Raw genomic sequence first — 26,831 nt, 5'->3', positions numbered from 1 at the left:
TTGGCGGGCCCCGCGCGGGATGGCCAGTGATGGCCATTCGGTATCTCGCGCAGCGAGCGATATTCGCTCTCACTACTCTCTTCGTCATTACCATCACCGCCTTCCTGCTGGTGAGCGCTGCGCGGGGCGACCCCGCCCTGATCGCGCTCGAGCAGGACGGTCAGACACCGACCCCGGAGCTGCTGGCCGAGTATCGGCGGCAGCTCGGGCTTGACGCGCCGCTTCCCGTTCAATATGTCCGTTGGCTCGGGCGGGTCATCCAGGGCGACCTCGGCCGGTCGATCCTGAGCCGCCGGCCGGTGCTGGCCATCCTCGGCGAGCGGATCTGGCCGACGGTTCAACTCGGCCTCGCGACGCTGGTCGTCTCGACGGTCGTCGGCCTCGGCCTTGGGCTCGCCGTCACTTTCAGCAGGTCGGCGACGGTCGACCTCGGCGTGCGCGGCGCGATCGTTCTTGCCGCCGGGCTGCCGTCCTTCCTGCTGGCGATCGGGCTGAGTGTTGTCGTCGCCGAGCGCCTGCGTCTGCTGCCGGTCGCCGGGTACGGCGCGTGGCAGCATTTCATCCTCCCCGTGGCGGCGCTGTCGGTCGTCCCTGCTGCCGCAACGCTCCGCCTAACGCGCTCCGCGGTCCGGAGCGTGCTGGCCGAAGACTTCGTGCGGACCGCGCGCGCCAAGGGGCTCCCCGAACGGACGGTCGCCATCCAGCATGTCCTGCGCGCCGCCGCCGCGCCGCTGATCGCCTCTGTCGGCGTCCGGTTCGGCAATATCCTCGCCGGCACGGTCATCGTCGAGACGATTTTCGCTTGGCCGGGCATGGCGACAGCGGTGATTACGGCCATCTCGGGCCGCGATGTGCCCGTGATCGCGGGCTATGTCCTCCTCACCGGCTCGATGGTGATCGCGGCGAACTTCGTGACAGACGTGGTGACGAGCGTGGTCGACCCGCGGGTCGCGCTCGGCGGATGGAGGGCGCGATGACCGTCGCTCCTCCTCTCCTTCGCGCGCGCGCCGTGCGCGCCACGCGCGCGTGGGCGCCCGTCCTCCTGTTTGGGGCCAGCCTGACACTCATGCTCCTTGCGCCCGCGCTTGCGCCCGCCGACCCCAACGAGATCGCGCTCGGCCGCCGGCTTCTCCCGCCGGGGCCGGAGGCGCTGCTCGGCACCGACCAGCTCGGCCGCGATGTCCTCAGCCGTCTCCTCCACGGCGGGCAGGCGGCCCTGCTGACGGCGCTGCTCGCCGTCAGCGGCTCGATGGCGCTTGCCGCTGCGGTCGGGATACTCGCCGGGGCGCGCGGCGGCGCGGTCGATCGTTTCGTCTGCGCGCTGTTGGACATGCTGCTGGCGTTGCCGGGCCTTCTCGTCGCCTTGGCGATCCTCGGCACGCTCGGAACGGGGCGGCTTGCCGTCGTCATCGCCCTGATCGGCGCAGGCTGGGCCGAAGAAGCACGGATCGTCCGCAGCGTGACAGCGAGCGTCCGCGCCAGCCAGTTCATCGAGGCGGCCACCGCAATCGGGGCGACCCCATGGCGGATCGCGCGCCACCATCTGCTGCCGGCAACAGTGCCGACCGTTGTTGTGCTCGCCAGTCTCAACCTCGGCCAAGCGCTGCTCACTGTTTCGGCGCTGAGCTTTCTGGGGCTTGGAACGCAGCCGCCCTCGGCAGACTGGGGGACGATGCTTGCGGAGAGCCGCGCCTACCTCGGCGCCGCGCCGTGGCTGATGCTCGCTCCGGGAGTGTGCATTGTCGGCTTTGCCGTCCTCGCCAATCTTGTCGGCGATGCCATTCAGGACCGGCTCGACCCGCGGTGGAGGACGCACTGATGGTGCATCTCGGGGTCGCGGGACTGCAGCGCGGCATCCGCCATCCTGAGCCGCTGCTGTCGCTGGTGCAGGCAGCAGAGCAGCTGGGATTCGATTCGGTCTGGTTCAATGAGCAGCACTTTTCGGAGGGGCTCAGCGGCGCGCCCTCTGCCCTGCTGCTTGCCGCTGCCTCCCTGGCGCGGACAAGCACGATCCGGGTCGGGCTTTCGGTCGTCGTCCTGCCGCTGTATCACCCTGTCCTCCTTGCCGAAGCGCTGGCCCAGTTGGACGAGCTTGGGAGCGGCCGGCTCGATGTCGGGATCGGCCGCGGCTCCAGCCCCGGCCTGAGCCGCGCCGTTCCGGACGACCTGCGCCGCGCCGCCTTTTTCGAGGCGCATGACCTCCTGCTCAAGGCGTGGAGCTCGCCCGCCGTCAGCGCCGAGGGCGCCTGCTGGCGCTTCGCCGACCTGCCCGTGACCCTGCGGCCGGCCCAGCCGCTGCCGATCTTCGTCGCGGGCGCCTCCTACGAAACGATCGCATTTGCGGCGGCCCGCGGCTACCGGCTTCTCCTCAGCCTCGAGCCGCCAGAGCAGCGGCAGCTTGCGCTCCTCGAGAAGGCGCGGCAAGCGCTCGGCGTGGAGGGGCCGCGGCGCGTCTCCTTCAGCCGCTATGTCTGCATCGGGCGGACACCGGCGGAAGCGAAGGACCTCGCGGTCCGGCTCTGGCAGGCGGTCCAAGACCGCCGGCGCGCCTTGGCGCGCGAGCGCGGGCAGCCGTTCCGCGAGCGCCCCTTTGCGGAGTTTTGCGCCGAGCAGGCGATCATCGGCGACGGCGCGGGCTGCCGGCGCGCACTCGAGCAGCTGATCGCCGAGCAGGGAGCCGACCATTTTCGCTTCGTGTTCAACGGCAACGGCGCGCTGAGCGCCGAGGAGACCCTGATGTACTTGGAGCGCTTCGCGTCGGCCGTGCTGCATCACCCGGAGTTCCGTGCTTGGCGCGCGAACGGCTCGGAGAAGAAAGGAGCGAGACGATGACCCGCACGATCTCCCGCCGGACAGTACTGGGCGGGATTGCGTTTGGCGCCCTCGGCACCCTCGTCGGGTGCCGCCTCCAAGAGACCGGCTCCGCGACGGTCGCGCCGCAGCCCGACCTCGAGGCGACTCTTCGGGTCGGGCTGTCGCGCGACCTCGCCAATGGGCCCCAAGACCCCTACTTCACGCACACCTCGCTGATGGTCCACGAGCCGCTGATCCGGCTTGGCGATGGGCTGGAGCCGGTCCCGTGGCTGGCCGAGCGCTGGCAGCTCTCGGACGATGGCCTGCGCTGGACCTTCACCCTCCGACGCGGGGTCACCTTCACCGACGGGCAGCCGTTCAACGCTGCCGCCGCGATCCGCAATATCGAGCGCAATTTCCAGATTTCCCCGCGAACGTCGCCCTACACCGCGATGAACGCCCCGGTCGCCTACGGTCCGGTGGCCGAGCTCCGGCCGATCGATGAGTACACCTTCGAGATCGTCCATGAGCGGCCGTATCCGCTCCTCGAGGCGACGATGTCGAACTTCTTCTCGGCAATGTTCTCGCCCGCCTCGTTCGCGCCGAACGGCGACTTCCTCGATATCCCGGCCGCGACCGGGCCCTTCATCCTGAAACAGTGGGAGCGCGGCCAATTTGCCATTCTGGAGCGGAACGACCGCTACTGGGGTCCGCGCGCCCGCGTCCGCCGCATCGAAGCGCGCGTCCTTCCCGACCCGAACACGCGCGTCTCGGCGCTGCGGGCAGGCGAGGTGGACGCGCTCGTGGAACTGGGAGCGATCCTGCCGGCACAGGCCGAGCAGCTGCGGAACGAGCCGGACATCATTGTCGGGTCAGACCCGATCTCGATCACCCAGTATCTCTTCTTCAACTGCGGGCAGCCGCCATTCAATGACGTTCGGCTCCGCCAAGCGGTGGCGTTCGCGCTCAACCGGGAAGAAGTGACGAAGGAGATTGTGCGGGGGTTCGGCGAGCCGGGACGGAGCTTGCTTTCGCCGTTTTCCGCCCGCTGGTTCTCGCCGAAGGGCACGCCCCGCTACGATCCTGCCGAGGCGGCGCGGCTTGCCCGAGCCGCGCTCGGGGATCGCCGCGTCGAGGCGCTGCTCCCCTACACGGATGGCGCCGGCCAGGCGCGGCCGTACAAGGAGATCGCGGCCTATCTGCAGGTCGTCGTTCGGCCGCTCGGCATCGACCTCCGGCTGCAGCAGCTCGAAACCGCCGCCCTGACCGACGTCGTCAATCGGGGAGAGTGGGCGCTCCGCTTCGGGCAGCTGGGCTGGGCGAACGGCGACCCCGATTTCATCATGGGCAACTTCATGTACTCGCGCGGCGGCGCGAATACGACGAGCCGCGGCGGCTACCGCAATGACGAAGTCGACCAGCTCGTCGAAGCGGGACGGCAGGAGCGCGACCCGCGCCGCCGGTTCGCGATCTATGAGCGGCTGCAGGAGATCGCTGCTACCGAGGTCCCCGTCTTTGCGCTTTATCACGAAAAAGCGCCTTACGCCTACCGCCGCACGATCCGCGGGCTCCGCCAGCGCATCAACTTCCAGCCGACCTTCGATACGGTCGAGAAGCTGTCGTAATGGCGCCTTTCTCCTGCCCGGCAGCGAAACCGCGTAGACTTTGGCTGTGGATTTCGGTCTCCTTTCGCTCCTCTATGCCGGCGCGGCGCTCTACACGCTGATCCAGCTTGCCCGCGGCTGGCGGGGGCTGCTGGCTGAGGAGCCGACGCCGGGGGCGCGCAGCCTCGCTAGCCTGACGGCGTTCCTGCTCCTGACGCCGCCGGCGGTCTATCTGCACGAGCTCGGCCATGCCGCTGCGGTCCTTCTGACGGGAGCGCAGCTGCGCGGCATCGGCTTCTTCCTCTACTGGGGCTACACGGCCTACGCCGGGCGCGTGACGCCGAGCGAGCAGTGGCTGATCGCGGCGGCGGGCCCGCTCGTTACGTTGACGCTCGGCTGGGGAGCGATCGCGGTCGGGCTGCGCTGGCCCATCCGCCCGGCGATCAATCAGCTCATCCTCGTGTTCGGCATGCTGCAGCTGCTGCAGATCCTCGTCTTCTACCCGCTCCTAACGCTGGCCAATCTCGGCGAACTCGCCGGCAGCGACTTTGCCGTTCTCTACAGCCCGGCGACGCCCGGTCTTGCCCTCGCCGCCGGCGTCGTCCATGGCGTCTCGCTCGTTCTGCTCATCGCCGGCTCGCGCTGGCCGGCGGTCCGGCGTCGCTATGCCCGCATCACCGGCGGGAGCGCCCCGAGCGCGCCGCCGCCGCCGGCCAACCCGGCCTCGGTCTATGCGGCGGTGCTGGCCGGCCGTCCCGTCCCCGAGCCTGATCCGGACGCGCCGCCCGCTGAGGTGCCCCAGATCCTCTCGGCCGCCCGCGCGCTCGTCACCGACCGCTCCGACGCCGCTCGTCTTCGTGCCGACGCCGCCTTCGCCGCCGACGAGCGCGGCGTCGCCATTCGGCAAGCGCTCGAGGCGGTGCTGGCGGAGAGCCGAGGCAAGAACGCCGAGACGCTCTACGACCAGGCGCGCGCGCTGCTCGTCGCGACCGAGCATATCGGGACGGCGAAGTACGCGCTCGCGCTGCTGACGCTCTTTGGACAGCCGGCGGACGTGCCGATCTTCGAGCGGTTTGCTCGCGACCCGGCGTTCACCCGGATCGCCGTAAGCGGCCTCGCGACCGCGCTGGGCAGCCTCGACGAAGCAGGCCGCCGTCTCCTGCCTCAGCTGGAGGGGCTCGCCAAGGTTGAACTCGTCGAACTGCTGGCCAGCGCGCCGACCCCGGCGATGCGCCGGCTGCTGGTGACGAGCGGTCTCGCGCCCGGCTATGAGGGCTACAGCGCGCTTACGATCGCCCGCGCGGCGCGGCTGGCGGAGATCCTCGCGACCGCGCCCGACCCGACCATCGTTGACGGCGCCGGCGCGCTCCTCGCCGCGCTCGCGCATGATGCTGTCGTCGGCGGACCGGATGGTACGCTCGCCCAGTACGAGGATGCCGCGGTGACCCTCGAACGCTACCTTGCCCTCACCGCGGAACGGCGCGACCTGACCCAGCTGCTGCGGCTCGAACTGTTCCGCGCCGCGCTCGCTGAGCCGGGCATTGTCGACGAGGGGCAGCGGCCCGCCCTGCTGGCGACGGTCCAGTCGCGCCTGAGTGACCCGGGCTGGGCGGCAGTCGCTGAGCGCGCGATCGCTGAGGCGGCAACCCCCGCAGCGCGGCGAGACGCGCTGACAGCGGCGCGGGCGATCGGCCGGCCGACCGTCGAGGAATGTTTCCGCTGGCTTGCTCTCGCCGAGCCGGATGAGCTCGCCGGGCTCCTGAGAGCGCTCGGCGACCAGATCGCCGAGGACGATGCCGCGCGCTTTGTCGCCGCTGCTGCTGGCCGACTCCAGCCGGCCGGCGAGACGACGCCATGGGAGATCGCCCACGCGCTGACTGTGGCGCTCGACATCGCGGCGCGCTTCCCGGCCGCGGGCGGTCCGCTTCTCACCTTGGCGCTTGCGGGACCTGTCACAACGCGCACCAAGGCGCTCGCGGTGCTCGAACGCTGGCCAGCCGCGGCACGCGCCCCCTTCCTCGCCGCCGTCGGCGCGCTCGCCGAGCACGACCCGGCGCCGAGCGTGCGCTCCCGCGCTAGAGAGCTACTGGCGCGCACGGCAGCCTAATCCGCTGCTTCGACCAATGTGTCTTTCCGCGTTGCGGCGACCCGTTTTCCGGGAGCGCCCAGCTTCGCCTGGTTGACAGCCGGCCGACTGCCTTCGCTCATCGCCGTCGCCCCAGCGTGCGCGCGGGCCGGAGATTGCGTTGGGGTCACGGTCGAACCAGCCAGCCCGGTGATCGTTCCCGCTACGCTTCTGCTCGCCGAAGCGCGGGGTGCCACCAGAACAGCAGCACAGCGGCAAGAACGGTGAGCGCCCCCATCAGCAGCACCGTCGGCTGGACACCGACCGCATCGGCGAGCGCTCCGAAGAGCAGGGCGCCAAGCGGGTTCAGTCCCATCACCAGCATATAGATCCCCATCACGCGGCCGCGGATGCGGTCGGGCACGGAGGTCTGGAGCGCTGTCTGATTCAGGATGTTGTAGAGGATGCTGCTGCCGGTGATGAACGCGATAATAATCACGCTCAGCCAGAGGTGGGTGGACTGCGAAAAGAGCATCAGAAAGACGCCGAAGGCGACCATCGCCACGAACTGAACGCGCTGCCGCTGTCCGCGCTGGCCGAGGAACACCATCAGCGAGATGGTGACAATGGCGCCGATGCCCGAGGCCGACATCAGGATGCCGAGCCCCTCTGGTCCGGTTCCGATCGCATCGCGAGCAAGCACTGGCAGCAGCATCTGATACGGCCAGGCGAGCAGGACCGGCGCGGCAGCGGCGAGCAGCAGCCCGAGAATGAGGGCGTCGTGACGGACATAGCGGAAGCCGTCGGCGAGGTCGCGCAGCGGCGACTGATCGGACGGCTCGAAGGGACGCGGCGGAAGAGCAAGGAACAGGGTCGTGACGAGGGCGAACAGCATAATCGCGCTCTCCGTCCAGAAGACGGCAGCCGTGCCTGCTGCGCCGACGATGATGCCGGCGATGCTCGGCCCAATCACCTTGGAGACGTTGAATGAGAGGGAATTGAGAGCGATGGCGTTGGGCAGGTCCTCCTTCCCGACCGCGTCGTTGATGATCGACTGGCGGGTGGGGAGGTTGAACGACTGGGCGGTGCCGGCGAGGAAAGCCGCGAGGAAGACGTGCCACACCTCAACGAGGCGCAGGGTCGTCAGCAGCGCCAGCGCCGTGATGGTCGCCCAGGTCAGCGTTTGACAGAGCAGGAGCAGCCGCTTACGGTCGAGGCGGTCAGCGAGAACGCCGCCCCAGATGGAGAACAGGATAGTAGGAACCGTGCGGCAGAAGCTGACGAAGCCGAGGAGAAACGGCGAGTTAGTCAACTCGAGCACCAGCCAGCCGTAGGCGAGCTGCTCCATCCACATCGTGGTGCTGGTCGCGAGCATGCCGCTCCAGAGGAGGCGATAGTTGCGGTGCCGCAGGGCGGAAAAGCCGGTGCGACGGGGTGTGCTCGCCGAGGCTGGCGCGGCACGGATCGTCACGGCAGCTCTCGCACCGGGGTTCCCGCAAGGAGGGCGACCGCCGTCAGAACGACAATGAGGGCACCGAAGAGCGCCATCGTCGTCGGCGCACCGATCGTCGCGGCGCCAACGCCTGCCAGCATCGCCCCAAGCGGCACAAGGCCGCGAGTGAGAAAGAGCATGCTCATGACCCGGCCGCGCAGGGCGTCGGGCGCGTGAACCTGAATGAGGGTGTTGTTCAGCGCCTGATAGACGGCGCTGCCAATCCCGACCGCCAGCAGCGCCAGCGCCGAGAGCCAGAGCGCGCTCGACAAGGCGAAGACGACCAGCGCGACGCCGAACAGCGCCATGCCGGCGAACATCAGCCGGCCGCGCCGGATCCCGCCGGCAATGGTGCCGACGCCGAGCGCGCCGACGACCGCGCCGAGGCCGGCAGCCGACATCATCACGCCGAGCCCAACCGAGCCGACGTCCAGCACCTCCTTGGCGAAGACGGCGAGCATCGGCTGATACGACATGCCCAGCGCCAGCGGCGCGAGCGCGACAACGAGCAGCGAGCGGAGAATGCGGTCCTGCCGAATGAACGCCAGCCCCTCGAGCACACTGCGGAGGACGGGCTCCTCGCGCTGCGCGGGGCGAGCGAGGCCGCGCATCTCGTAGAGACCGTAGAGAACGGCGATGAAGGTGGCCGCATTGAGAAAGAACGCGCCGGCGATGCCGATGGTCGCGATCAGAACGCCGCCCAGAGAAGGGCCGAGGACGCGGCTGATGTTGAGGGTAGCGGAGTTGAGGCTGATCGCGGCAGTGAGCTCCTCGCGCGGGACAAGCTCTGAGATGAGGGCTTGGCGTGCTGGCAGGTTGACCGACATCAACACGCCGCGCAGAGCGGCGAGCGCCAGCACCAGCCCGACCGAGCCGTGGCCGAGCGCAACGACGCCAAGGCCGATGGCGGTCAGCATCGCGCCCGACTGCGTGATCATCATCAGCCGGCGGCGCTCGAAGCGATCGGCCGCCGCGCCGCCGAACAAGGTGAAGAGCAGGATCGGCCCGCTCCGGCAGAGGTTGAGCACGCCAAGGTAAACCGGCGAGCCGGTCATCGTCAGCACGAGCCAGTTGAGCGCAATCTGGTCCATCCAGTCGCCCGAGTTGGAGACGAGCGTGCCGATCCAAAGGAGGCGGAAGTTGCGGTGGCGCAAGACGCGGAAAGGAGAGGCGGTGTGCAGCACTCGGCCGGCGCGCTCAGCGCGCTCAGCGAGGACATTAGGCATCGCCGCGGCGCTCCGGCGTCGCCTCGCCCAGCTCCGCGGCGAGGTTCTGAGCGAGGAGATGCAGTCCCTTGATGAAGGCAGCACGCTCGTGGTCGTCGAGAGCGGCGAGAGTCTGCTCGACGGCGCGGCGGCGCAGGCGGAGGATCGGCTCGATGCGCGCGCGCGCTTGGGGAGAGAGGCGCACGAGAACAATCCGACGGTCGCGCTCGTCGCGGACGCGCTCGACGTGACCGCCCGCCGCGAGCCGGTCAACGAGGTCGGTCGCGGCCGGCAGCGAGATATCGAGCCCGCGCGCCAGTTCCGACATCTTCTCTTCACCGTGCTGAGCAAGATGGGTCAGCGCCTTGATCTGAGCGAGCGAGAGAGAAGGAGGATGGCTGTCGCGCGGAGGGCGGGGGCGAAGCCGGCGCACCAGCTCTGGGAGAAGGAGGAGGAGATCACTCACCTGCTCGCTGGTATCCATTTCGATTTCCTAATGCTTCGGCAACTGTAGTTTAGCATAGCTGTCCGCAGCATGCGCCCGCGCGCGTCTCCGCCAGCTGGCATGGAGCAGCCAGTCTTCTCTGAGGGAGCAGCAGGCGGCGTGGAGCGGCGCTGCTCAGGTCCGCGCCGTCCGTCTTCCATGAACGCAGCGGTGGCGTTGGAGCAGGATCACGCGTCCATTCCGGCGACAGCGTGACGCACGGAGCAGCCGCAAGAGAGGCGTTGGCGGGCAGCGCCGTGACCGCACTGCCCAGGCAAGGAACGCGAACCTCACCGGCGCGCCGATGGCAGGCCGGGCGGCGTGCCACGCTCTTGGGCGTGTGCCGCTGACCGGGTCGGTGAGGAGGGCGCGTGGGCAGCAGCAGGAACCCGCGCGCCGTCGAGCGGCAGGCGGCGAGGGGAAGGCCTGACCTGCTCGAGCGTTCTGGCCCGAGCAGGTCGACGGGGAAGGTTATTTGATTTGGACGGTCGCGCCGGCGGCCTCGAGCTTCGCCTTGAGAGCTTCGGCTTCTTGCTTGGAAATCCCTTCCTTCACTGGCTTGGGCGCCGATTCGACGAAGTCCTTCGCTTCCTTCAGCCCCAGGGCGGTGATCTCCCGGATCACTTTGATCACTTCCAGCTTCTTATCGCCGAATCCCGTGAGGATGACATCGAATTCGGTCTTCTCTTCGGCAGGAGCAGCGGCTTCGGCGGCGGCGGGCGCGCCGGCAGCAGCGGCCACCGGAGCGGCAGCGACGGCGGTGATGCCAAGCTCCTCTTGGAGCCGCTTGGCGAGCTCCGCCGCTTCCAGCACGGTCATGCTCTTGATCTGCTCGATCAGGGTGTCGATCTTGGTCGCCATCGTTCCCTCCAGCCCGGCGCTTGCCGGGGTTGCTCCTTGATCTTCCAGCTGCTTCACCCGCCCTTGGAGAGTGAGCAGCAACTGCACGAGGGCGCCTTGGACAGCGCCGATCAGCGCCGCGGCAGGCCCTTGAATGGCGCCGAGCACGCGGGCGAACAGCTCAATCTTGGGCGGCAGCGCGGCGATTTCGGCGAGCTGCTCCGGGGAGACCGCCCGGCCGTCGAGGACAGCGCCTTTGACGGTGAGCACCGTCCGTGTCGCTCGGAGATAGTCTTGGACCGCCTTGGCGAGCGCGACGGGATCGTCGAAGCCGAAGGCGATCGCGGTCGGGCCGACGAGAAACTGCTCGACCGCCTCGCAGCCCGTCGCATGTGCTGCTCGCCGGACGAGCGTATTTTTGACCACGTGATACTCCGCTCCCGCGTCGCGGAACCGCGCGCGGACGGCGTTCAGCTCGGCCACCGACAGGCCACGATAGTCGGTCAGCACCGTGATTGAGCTGCGGCTGAGGAGGTCGGTCAGCTCGCGAACGGTTTCGACCTTCTTTTTGGTCGGCATGGTCCTCCCTTCTCTCTGCCCCATTAAGCGCTGTGGCCTCCGCACCTGCAGAGGCCACGCGAGCACGCCGGTCCGTCGGACCAGTCGCGAGCGCCTCGGCAGGAGATTAAGCGCAGCGCGCGCCTGCGTCTTCGGCTGTTCGATTGTGGCGCCTCTTCCCGCAGTTCCGGCGAGGCGCGGATGCTACGCGGCCTTCAAGGCGAGCGTCGAGCTGAGGTCGAGCGGAATGCCCGGGCCCATTGTCGTCGTGAGCGTTGCGCTCTTGACGTACTGGCCTTTGGCGCCGCTCGGCTTCGCCTTGACGATCGCATCGATGATTGTCGCCAAATTGTCGACTAATGCTGCGTCGTCGAAAGAGACTTTGCCGATCGGCACATGGATGTTCGCGGTGCGGTCGAGCCGAAACTCGACGCGGCCTTTGCGCGCGTCGCGGATTGCGCGGCCAACGTCCGCCGGCTGGACGACGGTGCCGGAGCGAGGGTTCGGCATCAGGCCGCGGCGGCCGAGGATGCGGCCGAGCCGGCTCACTTTGCCCATTACCTCCGGCGTCGCGATCGTGGCGTCGAAGTCGAGCCATCCTTCTTCGATGCGGCGGATCAGGTCGTCGCTTCCGACGTAATCGGCGCCCGCTTCTTGGGCATTGCGGATGCCTTCGGGGTCGCCAGTAAACACGAGCACCCGCACGCGCTTGCCGAGGCCGTGGGGCAAGAGCGCAACACCGCGCACCTGCTGATCGGCATGCCGGGGGTCGAGCCCCATCCGAAGGTGCAGCTCGACAGTTTCATCGAATTTCGCGAAGCGGATCGCCTTGGCGAGCGCGATCGCTTCTCTCGGGTCATACCGTTTTGCCGGGTCGATCTTTTCGAGCGCTGCCAGATAGTGCTTGCCACGCTTTCGCATTGTCATTTCCTCCGGGGTACGGGCGTGCCGAGAGCGCACTCCCCCTCTGAGCCTTCTCTATTCGACGACGATCCCCATGCTGCGGGCCGAGCCCTCGATGATCTTCATCGCCGCCTCGATCGAGGTGGCATTGAGGTCTTTCATCTTTATCTCTGCGATCTCGCGGATCTTCTCCTTCGAGACGCGGCCGACTTTCTCGCGATTTGGCGCTTTGCTGCCTTTCTCGATGCCGGCGGCTTTTTTGAGCAGATCGCTGGCGGGCGGGCTCTTGGTGATGAACGTGAACGATCGATCCTCGTAGATCGTCACTTCCACTGGGATGATCATGCCGGCTTGGGAGGCAGTGCGCTCGTTATATTCCTTCACGAACGCCATAATGTTGATGCCGTGCGGGCCGAACGCCGGTCCGACGGGCGGCGCCGGGGTCGCCTTGCCGGCAGGGATCTGCAGCTTGACGACTGCTTTGACCTTCTTCGCCATAGTTTGTTACTCCCAGCGTCATCCTCGCGCTGTGCGGCCGGTACTCCCGGCACGCGCCGCAGGTCCGGAGGTGCGGCCGGCCGCGCCTGGCGCAGTGGGCGCGCGTTCCTGAGAAGAGGCCGACCTCTGCTCCGCCACCGCAGGGCGATGGCGGGAGAGGCGGGCGAACGCCTCGCTACAGTTTCTCGACTTGCAAGAAATCGAGCTCGACTGGTGTCTCGCGCCCAAAGAACGACACCAGCACGCGCACTTTCCCCTTCTCGTGGTTGATATCGTCGACGGTGCCGACGAATTCGGTGAAGGGGCCATCGATGATCCGGACGCTCTGGCCCTTCTGAAAGCCGATTTTGATCCGCGGGGTCTCGGCGGCCATCTGCCGCAGGATCTGCTTCACTTCCTGATCTTCGAGCGGCACCGGGCGGTTGCCGTAGCCGACGAAGCCGGTGACCCCCGGGGTGTTCCGAACGACATACCAGCTGTCGTCATCCATGATCATGTTGACGAGGACATAGCCAGGATAGACCTTGCGCTGGACTTGGCGGCGCTGGCCGTCCTTGACTTCGATCTCGTCTTCGGTCGGAATGACCACCTCGAAGATTTTGTCCCGCATATCCATGGACTCGATGCGGTGCTCGAGGTTGCGTTTGACTTTGTTTTCGTAGCCGGAGTAGGTGTGGATGACGTACCACTCGCCGCGCGGCGCGGCAGGCTGCTCGGATTCGGGGGGCGGAAGCGTGGCGTCAGCAGGAGGAGTGGGCGTGTCATGCGTCTGCATAGCGAGCTACCTCAGTTGGCGCTGGTGACCTAGAAAATCGGCCGCAGCAGCAGGACTTCCACCAACTTCGAGAAGACCCAGTCGATCCCGCCCAAGATTACGCCGACCACCGAGGAGATGATGAGGACGACGATCGTCAGCTCGCGCACTTGCTGCGCCGAGGGCCACGTGACTTTCTTCAGTTCGGCGATGATGTCGCGCGCGAAGCGAAAGTCTGGCGCTTTGAAGCGGAGGCGACGACCGGGAGCGGCGTGGCCGCGCGCCACCGGTGGTTTCGGCGGACGCGGCGCTGGCCGCGCGGCCTGACCGGGACGGGCCGTCTGTTTTAGTGCCATCGCGTACTCCTCTCGCCACGCCTCCCGCGCTGGGCGACGCTTAGCGCGTCTCGCGATGCTCGCGATGACCGCGGCAGCGCGGACAGTACTTTCGCAAGGTTAGCCGATCGGGGTCGTTGCGCTTGTTCTTCTCGGTCAGGTAATTACGCTCCCGACACTCCACGCAGGCGAGGGTGATCAGCACCCGTGCCTCGCCTTTCTTCTTCGCCATAGCGCCCCTTCAGGCGGCAGACCCGTGGCCCGCCCTGCGGGGAGCGGGCCACCGGTGCGTGCCGTTATTCGAGGATCTGCGTCACCGAGCCGGCGCCGACGGTGCGTCCGCCTTCGCGGATAGCGAAGCGCAGGCCTTCTTCGATCGCCACCGGCGTGATGAGGGTGATCGTCATTTCGACGTTGTCGCCGGGCATCGTCATCTCGACGCCTTCGGGCAGATGGATCGTGCCGGTGACGTCGGTTGTTCGGATGTAGAACTGCGGGCGGTAGCCGTTGAAGAAGGGAGTGTGGCGGCCGCCCTCTTCCTTGGAAAGGACATAGACTTGGGCCTTGAACTTCGTGTGCGGCTTGATGCTGCCCGGCTTGCAGAGCACTTGGCCGCGCTCGACCTCGTCGCGCTCGATGCCGCGAAGGAGGCAGCCGACGTTATCGCCCGCTTGCCCTTCGTCGAGGGTCTTGCGGAACATCTCGACGCCGGTGACGACCGTCCGCCGGTTCTCGCCGAACCCGACAATCTCCACTTCGTCGCCCACGCGAACGACGCCGCGTTCGATGCGCCCGGTGACGACGGTGCCGCGCCCTTTGATTCCGAAGACGTCTTCGATCGGCATCAGGAACGGCTTATCGATAGCGCGGACAGGCGTGGGGATGTAATTGTCGACGGCGTCCATCAGTTCGAGGATCGGCTTGTACTCGGGAGCGTTAATGTCCGTCGAGGTGCTTTCGAGGGCATTGCGCGCCGAGCCGCGGATGATGGGAATCTCGTCGCCGGGGAAGCCGTATTTGCTCAGCAGTTCGCGCAGCTCGAGTTCGACCAGCTCCAGCAGCTCTGGGTCGTCCATTTCGTCGACCTTATTCAGAAAGACGACCATAGCGGGCACGTCGACCTGACGGGCGAGCAGGATGTGCTCGCGCGTCTGCGGCATGGGCCCTTCGGGAGCGGCGACGACGAGGATCGCGCCATCCATCTGGGCGGCGCCGGTGATCATGTTCTTGATATAGTCGGCGTGGCCGGGGCAGTCGACGTGGGCATAGTGGCGCTTATCGGTCTCGTATTCGACATGGGAGATTGCGATGGTGATGCCACGCGCGCGCTCTTCCGGCGCATTGTCAATCGACTCGAAGGGCCGGAACTCGGCTTCTCCTTTGAGTGACAAGACTTTGGTGATGGCAGCGGTCAGCGTGGTCTTGCCATGGTCGATATGGCCGATGGTGCCGACGTTGACGTGTGGTTTTGTGCGCTCAAATTTCTTGCGGGCCAAAAGTTATTCCTCCGAGAAGTGTGGCTGATCGACCCCACGCTCGAGCGGCGGGATGGGTGCCGCTCGACGGCGAACCGGCTGCGGAGCCCACGACCGGACTTGAACCGGTGACCCCGTTCTTACCAAGAACGTGCTCTGCCAACTGAGCTACGCGGGCAACTCGCGCTGATCGCAAAAACGACCAGCGGGATTCCGCCGGTCCTGCCACCGTATGATATGGCACGCCGCGGAAAAAGATCAAGGCCGAGATTTCTCCAGCGCCCAAGAGGAACTGGCGCCCGCCTACCTTGTCCGCCGGATCGATCAGTACTGCACGCTGCCAAGCATCGACGCGAGAGGCATCGCCGAGGGGGCCGCCGGCGCCGTAGGCTGGAGAAACGCGAGGCCCGTGACAGCAGAAAGGCGGCACTCGCGCAGAAGTGGACGTCCCTAATCGCGGAGGAGCGAGGATTGCGCGAGGACACTGAACTGCCGCCTCGTCCGGAGACATCACTCAATCTTTTTGAAAACTTAGAGCAGGAATGACTTCTACTATCCGCTCCGAGAGCCCTCGCAGATCAGCAATCACTTGATGAAGCGGAAGATGATAGAAGCCGAGAAAATTTGGGCGGCCAAGTTCTGCCACTCGATGCGCCTCATAGACCGGAATTCCAAGACTTGACAATCTCGGAAACAAAACGGGACGCGGATTATCAGGAGCAACAACCATGATAGCATCGAGCGAGAATCGCTTAATGTATTGAGGGATGCTGTCCAGATGATATCCAGGAGATTTTAAGTATGCCTCGACCCCTATCTTTATTTTCTCAGGACTTTTGACAGGATTTCTAGCCAATATCTCTAGATCATGCCCAAATCTTCCAGATCTTCGCGGGGGATCAATCGAATAAAGCTCAAGCCCTGATGAGACGATCAGCTTGTGAAGATAGCCGGTCTGATATAAGAGATGCTGTAAAGGAAGCTCATTCCCCTCAAGAGGTTTTCGATGGATGGAGAGAAAACGTTGCAGCATCACAAGGCGCGTTAACACAGCTGCCCAGTGCAAAGTCGTCTTGTCGAGAAACTCTTCTACAGAGACTATTTTGCAAGCATGCAGAACACGAGCCATTCGACGAGGAGTAAACCCAGCGAGGATGATGTCCTGCTCAGTTTCCAGAGGAAAATCTAGGACAAACAGAACGACAAAGCGATTGAGCTCGCGGATCTCCTCCGAAAAAGCATCCCCAAACAGCCGATAACGTTCGCTTTCTGGAAGGATGTTATCGACCACATCTGCAAATATTGCGCGATATCTCGCATCGAGATTGGCAAGATTGGCGCTCCACCCTTCCCAGGGAACGACTCGTCCTGCAGCCGCTCCAACATATTTCTGATCCCGCCAGACATGCCTCTTTACTAGCCCCGCAGGCAGAGGGCGTCCTGGAAACAGAAGCAGCACGGTCTCTTCTATAACTTGCCGCAGCCAGTCGCTGAGTGACACTGCCCTCGCCCGCTCCTTCCGTTGCCGTGAAATGATATGCCACCTGTGATTTCTGGAGACATCTTGTGCCGCAATCGGACATGTTTTGTCTGAGCGCAGTTCTCAGCTCTCGACCCCCAATGTCGTTCCAAGGACACCAACCCCGAACAACGGCGCGCGCCCGGCCCGCCGCTTCCCGCTCGGTCCCGCAATCGCGCTACCATTGATCCGACGGCGCGAAAGCCGCCGCGGTCACAGGGGACAGAGCGGGTGGACGTCGAGCGCAGTCCAGTTCCGTGGGGCATCGGAGACATTCTCGGCGCTATCGCCGCCGCCATCGCGCTCGTCATCCTGATTGTCGGCGGCGCCTTCGCCGTTCTCGCCCTCCTTCGGCCAGTCATCGACGTCGCGCCGTTCGCCCGGCCAGTCTCGATCGGCGCGATTACCGCCGCCCAGCTCGGCCTGCTCGGCATCGCCCTCGCCTTCGCGGCGCGACGCGGCGGCCTCGCCGCGCTCGGCTTTCGCCGCTTTCCCCCCGACGCCCTGCTCGCCGCAGCCGGCCTGCTGCTCGCCGGCCTGATCATCCAGCTCGCCTATGGGCTGGCGCTGCAGGCGCTCGGCCTCGGCCAAGAAAACCCCCAACGCATCGACGTGCTCGTCGGCGCCACCCCCCTCTCCCTCGCGATCGCCCTGCTCAGCGGCGCCGTCATCACCCCCATCGCCGAAGAGACGTTCTTCCGCGGCTTCATCCTCCCCGGCCTCGTCGGCCGTCTGGGCACCGCAGGCGCTGTCACCGTCAGCTCGGCGCTCTTCGCCGTCGCGCATCTCGTGCCGCAGGTGATGCTCCCCACCTTCCTCTTGGGCATCCTCTTGGCCCTCCTTCGGCTCTGGTCCGGTTCGCTCTGGCCTCCCATTCTCCTCCACGCCAGCTTCAACGCCCTCGCCCTGCTCGCCGTCTACACCGCCACCCGCGCCCTCGCCGCGCTCTGACCCCGCTTTTCGCTATCATGGAAAAAGAGTGGCGCATCGCCACACGGAGCACTGGGAGCGCGATGGCAACGTTGGAGGAGACGCTCCGCGCCCTGCGCGAGCGCGGACGGGTCGGGCTCATTCCGTACTTCCCGGTGGGATTTCCCCACGCCGACTCGACTGTCGCCCTCGCCAGCGCTGCTGCCGCCGCCGGCGCCGACGCAATCGAGCTGGGCATCCCCTTCAGCGACCCGCTTGCCGACGGCTCGACCATCCAGCGCGCAACGACCCGCGCCCTTCAGAACGGCATCACGCTCGCAGCCTGCCTCGACGCCGCCCGCGCCGTCCGCCGCGCCGGCGTGACCATCCCGCTCCTCTTCATGGGCTATTACAACCCCTTTCTCCGCTACGGGCTGACACGCTTCGCGCGCGACGCCGCCGCCGCCGGCATCGACGGCTGCATCGTGCCCGACCTGCCGCCCGAAGAAGCGGGCGATCTCCGCGCCGCCCTCGACGCGGTCGGCATCGCGCTCGTGGCGATGGTCGCCCCCACCAGCACCGAGGAGCGCCTCCGCCTCGCCGCCCGCACCGCCCGAGGCTTCCTCTACTGCGTCAGCGTCACCGGGGTCACCGGCGCCCGGCGCGACCTCCCCCCTGACTTGCCGGCGTTTCTCGCCCGCGTTCGCGCCGTCACCGACCTCCCAATCGCCGTCGGCTTCGGCATCAGCACCCCCGAGCACGTTGAGCAGGTGGGACGCCTTGCCGACCTCGCCATCGTCGGCAGCGCCGTCGTCGACCGGATCGACCGCCCCACCACCGCCGAAGCTGCCCAAGCGCTCGCCGACTATCTGCGCGACCTGCGCGCGTTGGCACCGGCCCGATGATGGTCCGCGGCATCCGAGGCGCGATCACCGTCGAGGAGAACTCCTCGCGCGCCATCCTCGCCGCCACCCGGGAGCTGCTCTGCGCCATCGTCGACCGCAACGCCATCGCCGTCGACCAGATCGCTGCCGTCTTCTTCACCACCACCCCCGACCTGAACGCCGACTTTCCCGCCGTCGGAGCGCGTCAGCTCGGCTGGCACCACGTGCCCCTCCTCTGCGGCCATGAGATGAATGTGCCGGGCGCCCTGCCCGCCTGCATTCGCGTCCTCGTCCTCGTGAACACCGACAAAGCCCAAGACGAGATCGAGCACGTCTACCTCCGCGACGCCGTCACTCTCCGCACTTCCACTCCGCCCATCGAGGAGTAACGTGCCCCTCGACCTCGCCAGTCGGCCCCGCTTTGCCGTTCACCTCGAGGTGTTCGACGGCCCGCTCGACCTTCTTCTCGCCCTCATCGAGCGGCATGAGCTCGACATCAGCGTCGTTTCCCTGCTCGCCGTCACCGACCAGTTTCTCGCCTATCTCGAGGCGAACGCCGCCGACCTCGACGAGATCGCCGCCTACCTCGTCGTCGCCGCCAAGCTGCTGCTGCTCAAATCGATCCGGCTTCTGCCGCCTCCCGCCGTCCCGCCCCGCGAGGAAGAAAACGAGCCGGACGCCATCGCCGCCGCCGAGGCGCTCGCCCGTCAATTGCGCGACTACCAGCGCCTCAAAGCCGCCGCGGCAGCGCTCCGCCAGCGCGAGGAGGCCGGACTGCGCTGCTGGCCGCGCCGCGTGCCCCCCGCGCTCGCGCCGGCGCGCCGGCTTGCGATCTCCCTTCCCCCGGAGCGGCTGCGCCAGCTCCTCCTCAGCCTCGCCCATCGCCGCCGCCCGAGCGCAGCGGACGCGCTCCCTCCACCCGCCATAACCGTCGCCGAGCAGATCGAGACCCTCCGCCGCCTCCTCGCCCGCCACGAGACACTCTCGTTCCGCTCCGCCGTCGGCGCCCATCAGGGCGTTGCGGCGATCGTGGCGACGTTTCTGGCAATGCTTGAGATGGTCCGCCGCGGCGAGGCCGAGGTCGAGCAGCTGCAGCCGTTCGGCGACATCCTCCTGCGGCGCCCCCGCGCCCCGCGCTCGCCGCAGAGCGAGGCAGGCAATGACGAAGCGCCCGGCCGCCCCGCAGCCGGCAGCGCTTAGCTGCGCCAGAAGGCAGCGCGAGGCGAGCCGACGACAACCGCCCGCTCGCCCCGTTCATCGAAACTGAGCTGGACAAGACGCGCCGTCTCGTGGCGGAAGACCACCTCGGGCGCGCCCCCCGACCAGCGCAGGAGGCGCGACTCGCTCGCCGCATACGCCGGCTGCTGGACGATCCACACCTCTTCGCGTCCCGGCCGCGCGACCGCTTGGACGAACGTGTGGCCCGCGATCCCGGCGAAGGCCGGCTCGAGCTTCGGCCCAAGCCACGCCACCGTCTCGCGGGCATCAAGCGCCGCGCCGACCTGCCGGTAGCCCACGGCGAAGAAGCGCTCTCCCCCCGGCAGCCAGGCCACCCCGGTGAAATCGCCGTCGGGCAGCTCGGCAATGACCTCGAGGTCATCCTCATCGCGGCGATAGCGGTACAGCGCGCCGTTCCCAGCGATCACCGCTTCTTCGCCGTCCGGCCGCCACGCAGCGTCGCGCAGGTGAGCGCGCCCCCACCCGACCGCCCGCGTTCGGCCGTCAGTCCAGAGCAGCGCAAGCCCGTCGTTGCCGACAATAAGACAGCACGCGCCCGTGGGATGCCACGCCGCCCGCCGGAGATTGACCGGCGTCAGCACGGGCGTCAGGCGAAGGGTCTCCGCGACGACAACAATCGTTCCGCCGTCGCCCACCGCGAGCGCGCAGGCGCCGTCCGGCCGCCAAGCGATGCCGCGCAGATTGTCGCGCGTCGGAGGAGGGAGAACGCGGGCCGTCGGTCCAACGAAGGCGAGCGTGCCGTGGTTGCCCGCAACGAGCGCTTCTTCGCTCCCTGGGCGCCATGCGGCGGCGCGGAGATCGTGCCGGCCGCCGATGCGAAACGGGCGCCACTCGCCGTCAAGTATCCACCCCTGTCCCATCGGCGAGTGGCCGTCAGATTAGCGGTAGGCGAACTGCATCGCCCGCAGACGCGCGATCCGCTCGGCCGTCGGCGGGTGCGTGCTGAACAGATGCGCGATGTTCAGCCCGCCAAACGGATTGACGATGAACAGATGCGCCGTCGCCGGCGACGCCTCCATTGGGACGCGCTGCACCATCGCCTCAAGACGCGCCAGCGCGCTGGCAAGCGCTTCCGGGTCGCCGACGATGCGCGCGCCGAGCGCGTCGGCCTCATATTCGCGCGCCCGCGAGATCGCAAACTGGAGCAGCATCGCCACGATCGGCGCGACGATGACCGCGAACAGCCCGCCGAGGACGCCGCCGCCCTCCTCCTCGTCGCTCCGGCCAAACCCGCCCAGCATCAGCGCCCACGACGCCATCTGGCCGATGAAACTGATAACCCCCGCGATCGTCGCCACGATCGCCATCGTCAAGGTGTCGCGGTTCTTGATGTGCGCAAGCTCGTGCGCGATCACGCCGGCGAGCTGGGTCGGGGTCAGCAGCTGGCGGATGCCCGTCGTCACCGCAACGACGCCATGCGCTGGGTCGCGCCCGGTGGCAAAGGCGTTCGGCGACGGATCATCGATCACGGCAACGCGCGGCATCGGCAGGTTGGCACGCAGTGCCAAGTGCCGCACCATCGCGAACAGCTCGGGGTCCTGCGACTCATCGATTTCATGAGCCCCCGCCATTCGCAGCGCAATCTTGTCGGAGAACCAGTAAGCGCCAAAGTTCATCGCGATCGCGAAGATGAAGGCGACCACCATCCCCGAGACGCCGCCGACCAGCCGCCCAACGAAGATCAGCAAGCCGGTCAGCAGGGCGAGCAAGAGCAAGGTCTTGAGATTGTTCATGGCCTCTCCCTCCAGGGCGGTCTCCCATGCTAAGGATAAGGATACGAAACTTCGCGTCACGTGAAGAGTCGCTCCCGTTAGACTCATATCAGATCGGCAAGGAGAGCGGCGTTGCTGTTGCGTCACTCTCCTGCAGAGATGCTACGCTTGGAAGGCCGGCTGCCGCTCCCTAGCGAAGCGCCGGCGCAGAAGGAGTGCGAGGTGGCTGCCAATCTGATTGAGGTAACGGACCAGACTTTCCAGCAGGAGGTGCTGGAGAGCGACCTGCCTGTGCTGGTTGACTTTTGGGCGCCTTGGTGCGGGCCGTGCCGGATGGTCGCGCCCGCGGTCGAGGCGCTCGCCGAGGAGTATGCAGGCAAAGTCAAGTTCGCGAAGCTGAACACCGACGAAAGCCCGGTGACGCCCAGCCAGCTCGGCATTATGGGCATCCCGACGCTCATCGTCTTCAAAGGCGGCGTCGAGGCGAAGCGGATCGTCGGTGCGCTTCCCAAGCCGCGCATCAAGGCGGCGATCGACGAGGCGCTCGCCTAAAGCCGCTAGTTTTCGAAGCGGATCCGCACTGTCATCCCCCACCGCAGGCGGGGGTCGGCAACATCAAATTCGAGCACAGTGGGATACGTGATATCGCCCGTCGGGCTCGCCTGACCGCGCAGCGCGATGCTGCGCACGACCCCCTTGCCGACCAGCCCCTCGAGCGCTTCAAACGTCAGCTCGGCCCGCTGGCCCACGCGGATCCGCGCCACGCCATATTCGTTCAGGTCGGTCGTCTCGATCACGAAGCGGGAGAGATCGCCGACGACAACGACAGGTTGGCCCGCGAGAACGGTCTCGCCCCGCTTCGCATTCACCTGAGCGACAATCGACCGGAACGGGGCGACGAGCGTGAAAGCGCCGAGGTCGCTTTCGATCCGGATCAGCTCCTGCCGCTCGGCAACTTCCTGTCCCTCCCGGACAAACACCGCCGTTACCTGCCCCGATATGGTCGGCGCGAGGTTTGCCCATGTCTCCGGCACCACTCGACCGCGCGCCTCAACCGCCACCGGCTGGTCGAGGAGCGACATCGGCGTCGCTGCCCCGCCTCCGGGCCGCAACTGGCTGAGGAGCGCGATCGCTCCAACTGCAAGCGCGCTCAGCGCGCCGATCGCTGCCCACCGCAGCGCAATCGGCCGGCGGTGCGGCAGTGCGCGTTCGGTCACGTTCGCGCCTCGCGGACGATCCTGCCATCGCGCAGCTCGATGATCCGGCGGGCAGCGCGTGCCATTTCAGGGTCGTGCGTGACCACAACAATGGTGTTTCCGTCGCGGTTCAGCTGCTGAAAGAGCGCGATGATCCCGGCCTTGTCCTCGCTGTGGAGCTGGCCTGTCGGCTCGTCGGCGAGCACGAGGCGGGGCCGGTTGGCGAGCGCGCGGCAGATCGCGACCCGCTGGCGCTCCCCGCCCGACAGCCGCGCCGGCGGAAAGACCAGCCGGTCGCCCAGCCCGACCGACCGCAGTAAGGTTGCCGCCCGTTCCCACCGTTCGTGCACCGGCCAGCCCGCTGCCTCGAGCGGCAAGGCGACATTTTCGATTGCGGAAAACGCCGAGACGAGATGAAACCGCTGAAAGACGAAGCCGATCGCCTCGAGGCGCAGCCGCGCCCGTTCGCCCGCCGAGAGGTGGACGACATCGCGGCCGTCAAACCGCACCTCTCCCGCCGTCGGCACGTCGAGCAGTCCGAGCAGGTTGAGCAGGGTGCTCTTCCCCGAACCCGACGGACCGAGGATAGCGACGAATTCCCCCTCCTCGATCCGAAGCGAGACGTCCTCCAGCGCGGTGACGGTCACCTCATCGAGACGGTATTCCCGTGTCACCGAGCGAAGTTCGAACATCATGCCTCGCGCAGGGCATCTGCCGGCTGCAGGCTGAGCGCGGCCCGAGCCGGAAAGAACCCGGCAATCGCGCCAAGCGCGATCGAAATAGCGAGGATCTGCGCGGCCATCACCGGCTCGAAGACCGCAATCCGCTCGATCTGAGCAATCGGCGCAAAGTAGACATTCATCAGCTCGCCGATCCCGATGCCGATCACCGTGCCCACGAACGAAGCGATTACCGCGATCACCAGCGCCTCGCCGAGAACGAGGCTGAGGATCGTCCGCTTCGGCAGACCGATTGCCAGCATCGTCGCAAACTCGGTCCGCCGCTCGTTGACAGAGGCGCCCAGAACGCTGGCAATGAACAGCCCCGCAACGCCGAGCGCAAGCCCGGAAAACAGAACGTAGACGACAAGGCGCGAGTTTGCCAGCTCCAAGACGGAGGCGATCGCCTCATCCTTCGTCAGCACCTGAACGTCGCGGGCACGGGTGATCCGCGCCGCCGTCGCGGCAGGGTTTGCCGTGTCGATCATCACGAGGTTGACAACATCTCGCCCCCGAGAGAGCTCGCGCGCGGTATCGAAATCAAGATAGGCGTAGCCGTTCGAGCCATACCCGACCCCCCGCAGATGCCCGACCCCCGTAATTTGAAAGCGGCGGCCGTTCAGGATCACGGTGTCGCCGACGCGCAGCCTGCGAGCGTCGGCTAAGCTCTGCCCGACGACGATCTCGTTGCCCGGGCGGAACCAGCGCCCCTCCTTGAGCACCAGCGTGCCGGCGACACGGCTCGGGTCGCCGTAGACCCCGACCGCCGTCCACGGCTCGGTCGCTTGCTGGCCGTTCGGCAGCCGCTCGCGCTCGCGGCTGAGCGCCGTCAGATAGATGCCGATCACGGCGCGCACTTCCGGAAAAGCGCGGACTTGGCTGAGAAAGAGCCGTCCATCCTCGATCTCGCCAAGACGCTCGCCGGGCAAGATCGGCGCGATCACCCCCCCCTGCATCAGAACGTAGATATCCATCTCCGTCTCGGTGTACTCGCTCGTGAAGAGATAGGTTCCCCCTGCCGACAGCTCGAGGAAGGCGACAACGACGGAAAGCGCAAACGAAAGCCCGATCGTCGCCCCAACTACCTTCCGCCAGCGACGGACGATGCTGCGGAGCGCCAGCGGCAGGCGGAAGCTGACGGGGATGGGGAGGTCAGCAGGCGGGGCAGCCTTCTCTCGAGTAAGCATCGTTTTACTGTAGTCTGGCTGGACGACGCCTGTCTACGACGCTGCGCCCTCGCCCCCGACCGGCGCGCCGCTCTCGCACCTCGCGGGGTTGCTCTGGCCGCTTCTGCGCTCCGCAGCCGGGGTCGCCTCGCGGCGGAGCCGCAGCGAGCAGAGGATTAGCGCGGGAACATCATCCAGATGGCGACGAGCATCAGCAGGACGATCAGGCCGGTGAGCAGGAGCGGCCAGCGCGTGCGGCGCGGCGGCGGCAGGTCGTCCTCTGGCTCCTCGTCACTCGCTGTCTGGACGGCAGGCGGCCGCTGCTGCGCGGCAAGATGCGGCGGCAGGCGGAAGCCGTAGAACGAGGTCTGGATCACTTCCTCGACCATCACGCGCAGCTTGGCCGCATTCTTGTAAGTTGGGTCAACCGCTTCGACGCGCTCAATAGCGCGCTTCGCTTCTGTCCAGCGGCTCTGTTTGATCAGCTGGAGCGCTTCCTGATAGGCCGCCTCGAGCGAATGCGGCGCGTCAGGAACGGCCTCGGGGTCCTGCACTGGATAGTCCGGGTCGGGTTGTCTGGGCTAGCCGGGAGTGTAGCACTGCCTAACCGCGAATGCTAAAGCTTGCCAAGATATCCTCGAAGTTGCGAAGCAAGTCAGGATAGGAGACAGGATGAGCTGACAGAAAGATGAAGTAGCCTCGGCTGGTCGCGCTGTCGCGAATGAGGACAAATTCGACTTTCTGCTCGAGATTAGCGCTGCCGATGATGGTCAGGCTGGCGCGGCGCCCCGGGAGGTTCGCCAAGGTCACCGAACGCTCATTCTCGACCCGCACCTCGGCCGCCCCTTCGCGCGCGCTCTCCAGCACCTGCCGGTACCATTGGTCGAGCGCCGGCACGTTCGCCGAGACTTGGAACTGGACGACGTCGTTATAGGGCGTCGGAGGCGCGATCAGGATCGGCTCGGCAGGCGCCCCCACATCATCGATGAACCACGTGTTCGGATAGCGAAACTGATAGGGAACATTCGCGCTGCGGTAGTCGGTCCAGCCGCGCACTTCGCCGATGCGCGGCCGCGTGCCCGTCACCAAGGCGATCTCCCGCCGCTGCGCTGCGCTTCGGCCGCTCGGGTCAGGGCGAAGGACGGTGATCGAAACCGGCGTGCCCGGACGCATTCCGCTGAACACGCCGCTCACGGCATCGACCGTCGCCACGGGCTGGCCATTGATTTGGATAATGACATCGAACTGCTGCAGTCCGCTCTGCTCGGCCGGGCTCGTCGGATAGATGCGGTCGATGAGGGCGCCATTGGTAGTGGGCAGGCCGAGCACCGCTGCGGCCTCCGGCGTGACAGGGCGCATGCGGATGCCGACCCACGCTTGCCCGCCGCCAAGCTCGCCGAGCGGCGCTTCATTGCCGCGCTGCGCCCGCAGGCCGAGGCCGACCAGCAGCGGAGCGACGAGACAGAGCAGGACAAACAGCAGCGCCGACGGGATCAGCAGCTTCAGCGAGCGACGCCGGGACCGGGGCATCGGTTCCCCCACTAAGCGATGAACGAATTTTCGTTCACTCCCGCGAAGGACGCAACTTCGTCTCTCCCGCGCCGGGCGGTCCTCCCTGCAACGCCCGCTCGAGCGCGCGCCAGCGCTCGGCGTAGGGGCCGGGGCGGTACGGCTGCCAGCGCCGGACGAACGCCGCGCTCTCTGGGGGCAGGCAGCGGTCGAGGTCACCGTCGTGCAGGCCGGCGCGAACCGCGGACGCCGAGAGATGCGCCTCGAGCGAGGAAGGTGCCGGCAGCACCGTCACCGCCGCCGCCCAGCGCTGATGAGCCGGCTGGGCAAGGAGAGCGCGGATCGTCTCCTCCCCGGCCTCAGCGCGCGGCACCACGAGCAGGTCAGCAAGAGCGACCAGCTTGTCCAGCGCCCGCTCCCGGTCATCGTAGTAGCGCGGGTCGAGGATCTGCACCAGTTTGTCAAAGCCGATGACAAAACTGCGCCGCGCATCCGGCAGCAAGGCGCGGAAGGCACGCGCTTGGTCAACGTAGAGCCCGGCGTTGGTGAGCGCCAGCGCCGTGCCAAGCCGAGCGGCAATCGCATCCAGCAGCGCCAGCCGGTCCTCGACCGTCGCCGCCTCGACCGTCTCTTTGTCAACGCTGCGCACCGGGAGGACAAACGCGACAAGATCAGCGCCAGCAGCGCGCGCTGCCTCAACGAGTGCAAGGTGGGCGCGCGTCGGCGGGTTGAACGAGCCGGCGATCAAGGCTGCCCATCGCGGCAGGACAGTTGGCGGCCGGACCCAGCGGGCAGCCGGCCGCGGCAGCGCCTCCACGGCCTGCACTAGCTGGCGAACGGTCAGCAGATCGGCAAGCGAGTCGATATCGAATGGCGGCCGCACAAGGAGGATGTAGCATGGTGGCCGCCTCGCCGTCGAGCGATTGACCGCCTTGGCGGTTCCCACTAGCATTGCGCGAGGCAGAGGAGGGT

At 67.1% G+C, this 26,831-nt stretch carries 29 protein-coding genes, 1 tRNA gene and 1 pseudogene; 10 read left to right on the top strand and 21 right to left on the bottom strand.

Features of this window, described 5'->3' with window-relative positions:
• The first annotated feature begins 29 nt into the window (after positions 1-29).
• The 5 genes from NZ773_12605 to NZ773_12585 are packed head-to-tail and all read left to right on the top strand — an operon-like array spanning position 30 to position 6,504.
• A complete protein-coding gene (locus tag NZ773_12605; GenBank protein ID MCS6802764.1) occupies positions 30-977 on the top strand; it encodes an ABC transporter permease in 948 nt (315 codons plus the stop codon).
• On the top strand, positions 974-1,819 hold the full coding sequence (locus tag NZ773_12600; protein MCS6802763.1) for an ABC transporter permease: 846 nt from the start codon (positions 974-976) through the stop codon (positions 1,817-1,819). Before NZ773_12605 ends, NZ773_12600 begins: the two co-directional genes overlap by 4 nt.
• Positions 1,819-2,832, top strand: coding sequence for an LLM class flavin-dependent oxidoreductase (locus NZ773_12595; GenBank protein ID MCS6802762.1), 1,014 nt, complete (start codon positions 1,819-1,821; stop codon positions 2,830-2,832). Before NZ773_12600 ends, NZ773_12595 begins: the two co-directional genes overlap by 1 nt.
• Positions 2,829-4,418, top strand: coding sequence for an ABC transporter substrate-binding protein (locus tag NZ773_12590; protein ID MCS6802761.1), 1,590 nt, complete (start codon positions 2,829-2,831; stop codon positions 4,416-4,418). The genes NZ773_12595 and NZ773_12590 overlap by 4 nt, the downstream gene beginning before the upstream one ends.
• A gap of 46 nt (positions 4,419-4,464) precedes the next feature.
• Complete coding sequence (locus tag NZ773_12585; protein ID MCS6802760.1) at positions 4,465-6,504, top strand: M50 family metallopeptidase; 2,040 nt, start codon at positions 4,465-4,467, stop codon at positions 6,502-6,504.
• A gap of 181 nt (positions 6,505-6,685) precedes the next feature.
• Here NZ773_12585 and NZ773_12580 read toward each other — a convergent pair whose 3' ends face one another.
• The 13 genes and pseudogenes from NZ773_12580 to NZ773_12520 form a co-directional block, all read right to left on the bottom strand.
• On the bottom strand, positions 6,686-7,933 hold the full coding sequence (locus NZ773_12580; GenBank protein ID MCS6802759.1) for an MFS transporter: 1,248 nt from the start codon (positions 7,931-7,933) through the stop codon (positions 6,686-6,688).
• Positions 7,930-9,180, bottom strand: coding sequence for an MFS transporter (locus tag NZ773_12575; GenBank protein ID MCS6802758.1), 1,251 nt, complete (start codon positions 9,178-9,180; stop codon positions 7,930-7,932). Before NZ773_12575 ends, NZ773_12580 begins: the two co-directional genes overlap by 4 nt.
• Positions 9,173-9,643, bottom strand: coding sequence for a MarR family transcriptional regulator (locus NZ773_12570; protein MCS6802757.1), 471 nt, complete (start codon positions 9,641-9,643; stop codon positions 9,173-9,175). Before NZ773_12570 ends, NZ773_12575 begins: the two co-directional genes overlap by 8 nt.
• Before the next feature lie 471 nt (positions 9,644-10,114).
• Positions 10,115-10,504, bottom strand: coding sequence for a 50S ribosomal protein L7/L12 (gene rplL, locus NZ773_12565; protein MCS6802756.1), 390 nt, complete (start codon positions 10,502-10,504; stop codon positions 10,115-10,117).
• 78 nt (positions 10,505-10,582) lie between these two features.
• Positions 10,583-11,062: pseudogene (rplJ, locus tag NZ773_12560) on the bottom strand (50S ribosomal protein L10).
• A 183-nt stretch (positions 11,063-11,245) separates the two neighbouring features.
• Positions 11,246-11,962: a 50S ribosomal protein L1 gene (gene rplA / locus NZ773_12555; protein MCS6802755.1), complete on the bottom strand. Its 717-nt coding sequence runs from the start codon at positions 11,960-11,962 to the stop codon at positions 11,246-11,248.
• Positions 11,963-12,019: 57 nt separating this feature from the next.
• Entirely contained in the window at positions 12,020-12,442 is a 423-nt protein-coding gene (gene rplK, locus NZ773_12550; GenBank protein MCS6802754.1) for a 50S ribosomal protein L11, read from the bottom strand.
• A gap of 175 nt (positions 12,443-12,617) precedes the next feature.
• Complete coding sequence (gene nusG, locus NZ773_12545; protein ID MCS6802753.1) at positions 12,618-13,217, bottom strand: transcription termination/antitermination protein NusG; 600 nt, start codon at positions 13,215-13,217, stop codon at positions 12,618-12,620.
• Between the two features lie 29 nt (positions 13,218-13,246).
• The gene (secE, locus tag NZ773_12540; GenBank protein MCS6802752.1) at positions 13,247-13,552 is read right to left on the bottom strand and encodes a preprotein translocase subunit SecE; all 306 of its coding nucleotides are present in this window, start codon (positions 13,550-13,552) and stop codon (positions 13,247-13,249) included.
• 40 nt (positions 13,553-13,592) lie between these two features.
• Positions 13,593-13,763, bottom strand: coding sequence for a 50S ribosomal protein L33 (gene rpmG / locus NZ773_12535; GenBank protein MCS6802751.1), 171 nt, complete (start codon positions 13,761-13,763; stop codon positions 13,593-13,595).
• A gap of 64 nt (positions 13,764-13,827) precedes the next feature.
• Positions 13,828-15,027: an elongation factor Tu gene (gene tuf, locus NZ773_12530; protein MCS6802750.1), complete on the bottom strand. Its 1,200-nt coding sequence runs from the start codon at positions 15,025-15,027 to the stop codon at positions 13,828-13,830.
• A gap of 84 nt (positions 15,028-15,111) precedes the next feature.
• Positions 15,112-15,184: transfer RNA gene (locus tag NZ773_12525), tRNA-Thr, on the bottom strand.
• Positions 15,185-15,520: 336 nt separating this feature from the next.
• Positions 15,521-16,507, bottom strand: a complete 987-nt coding sequence (locus tag NZ773_12520) for a hypothetical protein (protein MCS6802749.1) — start codon at positions 16,505-16,507, stop codon at positions 15,521-15,523.
• A 249-nt stretch (positions 16,508-16,756) separates the two neighbouring features.
• Between NZ773_12520 and NZ773_12515 the strand changes: the two genes are divergently transcribed.
• From NZ773_12515 to NZ773_12500, 4 genes are all read left to right on the top strand, one after another.
• On the top strand, positions 16,757-17,476 hold the full coding sequence (locus NZ773_12515; GenBank protein MCS6802748.1) for a CPBP family intramembrane metalloprotease: 720 nt from the start codon (positions 16,757-16,759) through the stop codon (positions 17,474-17,476).
• 62 nt (positions 17,477-17,538) lie between these two features.
• Positions 17,539-18,339, top strand: a complete 801-nt coding sequence (gene trpA, locus NZ773_12510) for a tryptophan synthase subunit alpha (GenBank protein MCS6802747.1) — start codon at positions 17,539-17,541, stop codon at positions 18,337-18,339.
• Positions 18,336-18,707, top strand: coding sequence for a chorismate mutase (gene aroH, locus NZ773_12505; protein MCS6802746.1), 372 nt, complete (start codon positions 18,336-18,338; stop codon positions 18,705-18,707). Before trpA ends, aroH begins: the two co-directional genes overlap by 4 nt.
• A gap of 1 nt (position 18,708) precedes the next feature.
• Entirely contained in the window at positions 18,709-19,518 is an 810-nt protein-coding gene (locus NZ773_12500; GenBank protein ID MCS6802745.1) for a segregation/condensation protein A, read from the top strand.
• On the opposite strand, the gene NZ773_12495 is transcribed toward NZ773_12500, so the two are convergent.
• Together NZ773_12495 and NZ773_12490 are read right to left on the bottom strand one after the other, a co-directional pair.
• A complete protein-coding gene (locus tag NZ773_12495) occupies positions 19,515-20,417 on the bottom strand; it encodes a hypothetical protein (GenBank protein ID MCS6802744.1) in 903 nt (300 codons plus the stop codon). The two genes, NZ773_12500 and NZ773_12495, sit on opposite strands and share 4 nt — an antisense overlap.
• An 18-nt stretch (positions 20,418-20,435) precedes the next feature.
• Positions 20,436-21,290, bottom strand: coding sequence for a zinc metalloprotease HtpX (locus NZ773_12490; GenBank protein MCS6802743.1), 855 nt, complete (start codon positions 21,288-21,290; stop codon positions 20,436-20,438).
• A 138-nt stretch (positions 21,291-21,428) separates the two neighbouring features.
• On the opposite strand from NZ773_12490, the gene trxA reads away from it, so the two are divergent.
• Entirely contained in the window at positions 21,429-21,821 is a 393-nt protein-coding gene (gene trxA / locus NZ773_12485; GenBank protein ID MCS6802742.1) for a thioredoxin, read from the top strand.
• A gap of 5 nt (positions 21,822-21,826) precedes the next feature.
• On the opposite strand, the gene NZ773_12480 is transcribed toward trxA, so the two are convergent.
• The 6 genes from NZ773_12480 to NZ773_12455 form a co-directional block, all read right to left on the bottom strand.
• Positions 21,827-22,486, bottom strand: a complete 660-nt coding sequence (locus NZ773_12480; GenBank protein MCS6802741.1) for an efflux RND transporter periplasmic adaptor subunit — start codon at positions 22,484-22,486, stop codon at positions 21,827-21,829.
• A complete protein-coding gene (locus NZ773_12475; protein MCS6802740.1) occupies positions 22,483-23,160 on the bottom strand; it encodes an ABC transporter ATP-binding protein in 678 nt (225 codons plus the stop codon). Before NZ773_12475 ends, NZ773_12480 begins: the two co-directional genes overlap by 4 nt.
• Positions 23,157-24,371, bottom strand: a complete 1,215-nt coding sequence (locus tag NZ773_12470) for an ABC transporter permease (GenBank protein ID MCS6802739.1) — start codon at positions 24,369-24,371, stop codon at positions 23,157-23,159. Before NZ773_12470 ends, NZ773_12475 begins: the two co-directional genes overlap by 4 nt.
• Positions 24,372-24,526: 155 nt before the next feature.
• Positions 24,527-24,904 (bottom strand): hypothetical protein, encoded by a 378-nt coding sequence (locus tag NZ773_12465; GenBank protein ID MCS6802738.1) that lies wholly within the window; start codon positions 24,902-24,904, stop codon positions 24,527-24,529.
• Positions 24,905-24,953: 49 nt separating this feature from the next.
• Positions 24,954-25,880 carry a PDZ domain-containing protein gene (locus tag NZ773_12460; GenBank protein ID MCS6802737.1) on the bottom strand — a complete coding sequence of 309 codons (927 nt, stop codon included), beginning with the start codon at positions 25,878-25,880 and terminating at the stop codon, positions 24,954-24,956.
• A gap of 34 nt (positions 25,881-25,914) precedes the next feature.
• Positions 25,915-26,811 carry a hypothetical protein gene (locus tag NZ773_12455; protein MCS6802736.1) on the bottom strand — a complete coding sequence of 299 codons (897 nt, stop codon included), beginning with the start codon at positions 26,809-26,811 and terminating at the stop codon, positions 25,915-25,917.
• Positions 26,812-26,831: the final 20 nt, after the last annotated feature.

This window comes from Dehalococcoidia bacterium (assembly GCA_025054935.1).
Taxonomy (GTDB): Bacteria; Chloroflexota; Dehalococcoidia; order SpSt-223; family SpSt-223; genus JANWZD01.
Note: the sequence above shows the minus strand (reverse complement) of the source record. Positions and strands in the feature narration are given on the sequence as shown.